Source organism: Prosthecobacter sp., from assembly GCF_049294395.1.
Taxonomy (GTDB): domain Bacteria; phylum Verrucomicrobiota; class Verrucomicrobiia; order Verrucomicrobiales; family Verrucomicrobiaceae; genus Prosthecobacter.
On the sequence record NZ_JBAQCR010000436.1, the window covers coordinates 1 to 6,223 of the forward strand.

A 6,223-nucleotide genomic window follows, 5' to 3' on the forward strand; every position below is an offset into this window, starting at 1 on the left:
CCATCACCGTGAAGCCGCAGGAGCGCGGCATGTCCCAGACCGTGACGGATGAGGGAGGCCACGTGACCATTCACCTCAATCCCAGCGCGCTGACCGGCGCCACGCTGTCTCACGAGCTCGCGCACGTCATTCAGCAGGTGCACACCCACCACGCGCTGCAGCACCACCAGCGCCAGCGCAGGCAGATCACCCGCGCAGATTTGGAAGACGCCATCATGGCCGGGCGCGATGCCCTGCACCAGATCGCCCCCGTGAAGGATGAGCGCGACCCCGGCCCTGAGCACAAGGAAAACGAAGCCATGCGCGTCTCCAACATCGTCCATGCCGAGCGCACCGCCGCACAGATGCAAAACCTCCCCGCCGCACAGCGCACCCCCGCCGAGTTCCGCCGCCGCCAGAGCCGCTGTGAAAGCTCCTCCAAACACCAGCACAACCACCACCCCCTGCCCCCCGGCAGCCTGTATGGCGGGTACGACTTCCATCATGTGAAGCAGCTCCTGGGGTTCTGAGTTCGGCCTATGCGCCAACATGGAGCACCGATCTCTGGTTGCACAGTCTCCAAGTGATTCGCCGGAGTGAATCAACCACGGAATACACAGAATACACGGAAACTGAATCAGACTCAGGCTTCCGTGTATTCCATGGTCAATTTTCAGGCTTCTCAAAACCACATACCACCAGACTCTAATATCTTTTACCTTGCATCTCAAAATTCGGACCCAAGACTTCCCTCATGAACCCTCACTCAAAGAGGAGGCGGCTGCGGTGTCAGGTTGGTGATTTCTGCCGCTCTGTGCGGGCTGATCTGGCCTTGCAGGTCACGCGGTGTGTTGTTCAGGTCCATCCGTCGCTTTTGCTCCTCCAGCTTTCTTTGCTCGTTTGAGCAGATGTTCAAAGGTCGTGGGCCTGCATTGAAAGGCGAGTTCCATTTTTAACAACCAAAGCCGAAACGATGGAGGGCCCAGGTGAAGCACAGGCCCGTTGCATGGCGCTGCTGAACCAGCCTCGCCATAGCAGCACCTGCTGGTTTCTGACACGTGCGGCTCCGCCACCCACAGCCCACCAGCAGCGCCGCCAAATTCACCTTGCTGTTCATCCGACCATTTATTATTCTCGGAGACTCACCCAGCCCTTCTCCCATGAAGCTTCTCCTCTCTGGCCTTCTGCTGCTTGCCATCCTCGGCCCAGGCACTGCATCTGCGGCGGATAGCGATGGAAAAAACAAAGCGGCGGCAGCAGACGCAGCGCCGGACATCAGCCAGAAGGCCTATACCGATGCCATGGCCCTGCGCGACGCAGGCAAGCACCTCGCGGCGGAAAAGGCCCTGCAGGCACTGGTGGCGGCACGCAGGGATGCTTTGGGAGCGGAGGCCCCGGAGACTTTGCGGGCCAGAATGATGCTGATGGGGATGGAGCTGGCCCGGCACACGGATGCCGCAGCGGAAGCCAGGAGCTCATCACTGCTCCTGACTCTGCAGCGTGTCCTGGGCCGGGAAGATCCTGACACTCTGCATTTCCAGAGGCACGCCATCTATGCGAAGTCAGCACTGGGCAGATTTGCTGAAGCAGAACAGGAATTCCGCAGCTTGATCCGCACCGACGAGCGGGTGCTCGGCCCGGAGAATGAGGAGATCCTGTACGCCCGTGAGATGTTCGGGCTCGTCTTGATGGACGCAGGAAAGCTGGAGGAAGCCGAAAAGGAGTTCCGCCAGCTGCTGAGCACCTCTGAGAAGGCAGGCGGTGCCAAGGATACAGCCGCCCTGATCGGCAGGCACAATCTGGCTCTGGTGCTGATGTTCCAGAAAAAATATGCGGAAGCCGAGCCTCTGCTGCGCGCCCATGTCGCCTCCTGTACGCGGGTGCACGGCCCCGAACATCCTGACACCCTGAATGCCCGCAACTCTTTGGGGTCGGTCTTCAGCTTTGAAAAAAAACAGGCTGAGGCAGAAAAGGAATTCCTCAGTGTGGCCTCCATCCAGGCTCGCACACTCGGGCCGGAACACCCGAGCACTCTGATGAGCCGGAGCAACTGGGCCAGAGAGCTTCCCGTGCAGAAGGCCGAGAAGGAATTCCGCACCTTGCTGGCCATCTATGAACGGGTGCTCGGCCCGGAAGATCCGGAAACCCTGCGCTGCTGCTTCAACCTGGCAGTGCGCCTGGGCATGCAAAACAAAAACCAGGAAGCCCTGCCCTGCTTGCAGCGCGTCTATGCTGGTGATGTGATGCGTCTGGGGAATGACCACCCTGACACCCAGAAGAGCGAGCAACAGCTTAGGGCCTTGATGAGGCAGCTGCAGCAAGAGTGAGGCACAGGCGTGCGACGAGGAAAAGTGAGGTCCGCATCCTGGCGCGACCTGATTTTCTCGCGATCACGAACATGCCCAACACGCTTTCTGTCTACCGAGGCCGAGCTTCCGGAGCCTTCCTTTGCGTGTCTCCCGCAAGCTCTGGTGAGAGTGGCTCGGCGGCAGGCGCAGGCTCATGCATCTCCTGCGCGTGGTGGAAGCGGTCCAGCCTCATCATCACCGCCTCCGGCACCCGCTGCCGCCATTCTGGAAAGGAGATGAGGCACATGCCGAGGCCGAGAATAAGGAACGCCCCAGTTGCCAGACTGCGCACCTTGGTGAGCGCGTTCATCATCCACAGATGCATCGACATCCCGCTCTGCGCGTAGTTGTCCCAGTTGTCATTGCGCTTGTGGCTGCAGGCAGCACCGGAGAGCGCCAGCATACCCAGACCACTGCCTGCGATAAAGAGCATCGCCACATGCCACGGCGGCAGGTGGGACCACTGCATGCCCAGCACCAGTTTCAACGGCACCGGCACAGCATCCGCGTTTTTGTACTGCTGCCACATGCCGAAATCAGAGTACCTATCGATCAAGATGGCGCACATGAGCACCGCTGGCACGAAGATGAGCAGCCTCTGCCAAGGATCATCCCAAGGCCAGCAGAGCGCCTGCTTTTGCGCACTCGCTCTATCTGCCTTCGGTACCGGCTTCAGCAGATACGCCAGCGGCCACCAGAACCAGCAGGTGGCCTTGATGTTGAGGCGGTAGAGGAAGGCGGGGAGGAAGAAGGGAACAGCAACTAATGGCCAAGCCATCCATTTCAATATCGGGCTTTTCTCTTGGCGCATCGTGCGAGCAAGGCCATCGAAAGCAAAATCCTCTTCTTCTTCGCGGATGCCCGGCAGAAGCTCGGCGGGCACGCAGGAGTCCACACTGGAATTGTTTTCCTGCCAGTTTTCTGCCAGATGCCGCAGCCCTGTGGGCAGATGCCGCAGCGTGGCGGCCACCCGAAAGACCAGGCCTCGGAGGCTTACTCCAACACCCGCAATCCACCCCACAAATACAACTCCAATTATACTGGCAGCCTCATTCTTGAACGCAATCGCAATTACAGTCGCAATCACAGTCGCAATCACGCCTGCCATCGCAACTATACCTGTAATCGAATCTTCACCTCCAATCGCAACCACACCTGCAATGGCACCTGCAATTACACTCGCAATCACAGCCTTGAGCTCCTCTTGACTTTCCTCCGTAACCGTACCGCCACTCGCAACCGCAAAAACCACTGCTAATGCAACCTCACCCGCAAATACCAGTGACAAGCAGCCGATGAGTGCCGACCAAGCCCATAGCGCCCACCCAGTCTGGCCCACCAGCCAGAGTCCGCACAACCACCGGATAAAAGCAAAGGTGGCCATGGCCGTAAGGGCTGCGAATCCACCCCGCCACAGCCAGAGCCGCGCCCTCGGCCACTCCTTATGGTCTTTAAAGCCAAACCAATCCTTCATGAACCACTTCACTCCCAACCTAATAGACTCCGGCGAGCGCAGCAGCAGCAGCGGCGCGATGAAGACACTGCTCAGCAGATGCCAGTGGGTGTCCCAGCGGATGGCAATCCACCAATAGAGCGCGACGGCCACAAGCGTCTCCACACAGGCGAGGACGGACACCTTCCCGGCCTCGCGGCTATCCACCGTGGCATGCCAGACCCACGACCGTGCGGCGGCGTCCGGGGTGCTGGGTGCGGGTTCAGGCATGGTTAAAAAATCCTACGGGAGATGCCGTCATCCAAACGAAGCGAGAGAAGAGTTTCAAGCTGAAGGTTACAAGTTCACAAAATCCCCGCCGCCAGTCCTGAATGGCCCGCTCTTTCTTCGATGCATTCGTTGATACGTCTCCAGTTGGCGCAGCTCTATCTGGCTCTCGTTTGAGCACCTCTCCGCAGCATCATGTACCGCCAGCAGCGGCATTCTCATTATCAGCTTGTCACCCATACTCTCATCCTTCACCCTGGAGCAGCCAGCCCTTCTCCTATGAAGTTTCTCCTATCCACCTTTCTGCTGCTGCTTGCCTCCCTCGGCCCGGGCACGGCCCCTGCGGCAGAGGCCAAAGAAACCACCAAGCCGGCAGCAGACACAGCACCGGACATCAGCCAGAAAGCCTATGACGCCGCCATGGCGCTGCACGACGCGGGCAAAGATGCCGGGGCGGAGCAGGCTTTTCGGACCCTCGTGGAGGCACGCACGCAGGCGCTGGGTGCGGAGGCGCGGGAGACTTTGCTGGCCAGAGCGGCGCTCATCCGCATGGAGATCTACCGAGGCAGGGACACCACGGCGGCATCCCGCATGCAGGCCCTGCTCCCTCTCCTGCAGCGTGTCCTCGGCGCGGAAGACCGCGAGACACTGATCTGCCAGCGGCGGCTTGTTTACGCCACCTGGGACCAAGGCCGCTACGCAGAAACAGAGAAGGCATGCCGCAGCCAGCTCCTCACCGACACTCGCGTACTCGGCCCGGAGGATGCGGAGACCCTGGGCACACGCATGCTGCTGGCGCTCGCCCTGTTCAACCAAATGAAGCGGGAGAAACTGGAGGAAGCCGAAAGAGAGCTCCACCAGTTCCTGGCCATCCATGAGCGACTGCACGGAGCCGAGGGCAAGGAGACCTTGAGCGTCCGGTACAATCTGGCGGCGCTGCTGCTGAAGCAGGACAACTACGAAGCGGCGTAGCCTCTGCTGCGCGGCGTGATCGCCAGCCGCACGCGCACGCTCGGCCCTGAACACCGCGACACCCTGGACAGCCGCTATGCCCTGGCGGTGGCGCTTCGCGACGCAGAAAAATATGCCGAATCAGAAAAGGAGCTGCGCAGCGTGATCCCCATCCAAGCACGCGTCCTCGGCCCGGAAGACCCGGACACCTTGTGCAGCCGGATGAATCTGGCCACAGCGCTGGAGGAGCAGGACGAGCACGCAGCCGCAGAGGCCGAACTGCAGGCGCTGCTGCCCCTGCTCACACGCGTCAAAGGAGCGGAGCATCGCGAGACGCTGAGAACACGCGGTCATCTTGCCACGCTCCTCTTCCATCTCGGAAAATACACCGACTCCGAAACTGAGTACCGCCAGGTGCTCGCCATCCAGCAGCGCGTACTCGGTGCCGAAGATCTGGGCACACTGCTCACACGTAGAAACCGTGCAGCCCCCCTGATCAAACTCGGGAAACTTGCTGAGGCGGAAACCGTTTGCCGCCAGGTGCTTGCCATCCATGAGCGTGTGCTGGGCGCGGAAAATCGCGAGACACTGCGCTCACGGGATCTCCTTGCGGCAGCCTTGTACCAGGGCGGGAAATTCACGGAGGCCGAAGCCGAGTGCCGCCGGGTGCTCGCCATCCGCGAGCGCCTGCTGGGGGCCGAGGACAAGGCAACCCTGGACACCCGCTTCAAGCTCGCCAAGACCCTCAGCGCCCAGGATCGGTACGCCGATGCCGCCCCCCTGCACCGCGCGCTGCTGCCGCTGCTCACACGCATCCACGGCGCGGAGCATGAGGACACCCTCGAGTGCCAGACCTACCTCGCCGATTCACTCTCCCATCTGGATCAAAGTGCCGAGGCGGTGGAAATCTGCCGCCGGGTGCTCCCCATTCTCACACGCCTGTGCGGCCCCGGAAGCGAAGACACCCTGCGTCCCCATTGGACTCTTGCCGCAGCCCTGTCGAAGATGGGAAAGAAGGAGGAGTCCGAGCAGGAATTCCGCAAGATACTCGCCATCAGCGCCAGCAGCCAGGGCACAGACACCCCCTACTCCATCGCCACGCTAAACACCCTGGTGGAGACTCTCAGCAAGCAGGGAAAACATGCCGAAGCCGGGCAGTTGGCCGGCAAGCTCATCGCCATCCGCACCCGCGTCCTCGGGCCCACGCACGCCGAAACCCTCAGCG

At 61.0% G+C, this 6,223-nt stretch carries 5 protein-coding genes; 4 read left to right on the forward strand and 1 reads right to left on the reverse strand.

All coding sequences use genetic code 11. The features are described 5' to 3' along the window. On the forward strand, positions 1–509 hold a 509-nt coding region (locus WAW39_RS29840), incomplete at its 5' end, for a hypothetical protein (RefSeq protein ID WP_422323353.1). Between the two features lie 630 nt (positions 510–1,139). Beyond that, a complete protein-coding gene (locus WAW39_RS29845; RefSeq protein WP_422323355.1) occupies positions 1,140–2,306 on the forward strand; it encodes a tetratricopeptide repeat protein in 1,167 nt (388 codons plus the stop codon). Between the two features lie 91 nt (positions 2,307–2,397). Here the strand turns inward: WAW39_RS29845 and WAW39_RS29850 are convergent, their stop codons facing one another. Next, the gene (locus WAW39_RS29850) at positions 2,398–4,050 is read right to left on the reverse strand and encodes a hypothetical protein (protein WP_422323357.1); all 1,653 of its coding nucleotides are present in this window, start codon (positions 4,048–4,050) and stop codon (positions 2,398–2,400) included. Positions 4,051–4,326: 276 nt separating this feature from the next. On the opposite strand from WAW39_RS29850, the gene WAW39_RS29855 reads away from it, so the two are divergent. Further along, positions 4,327–5,019 carry a hypothetical protein gene (locus WAW39_RS29855; protein ID WP_422323359.1) on the forward strand — a complete coding sequence of 231 codons (693 nt, stop codon included), beginning with the start codon at positions 4,327–4,329 and terminating at the stop codon, positions 5,017–5,019. Positions 5,020–5,034: 15 nt separating this feature from the next. Continuing rightward, on the forward strand, positions 5,035–6,223 hold a 1,189-nt coding region (locus WAW39_RS29860; protein ID WP_422323361.1), incomplete at its 3' end, for a tetratricopeptide repeat protein.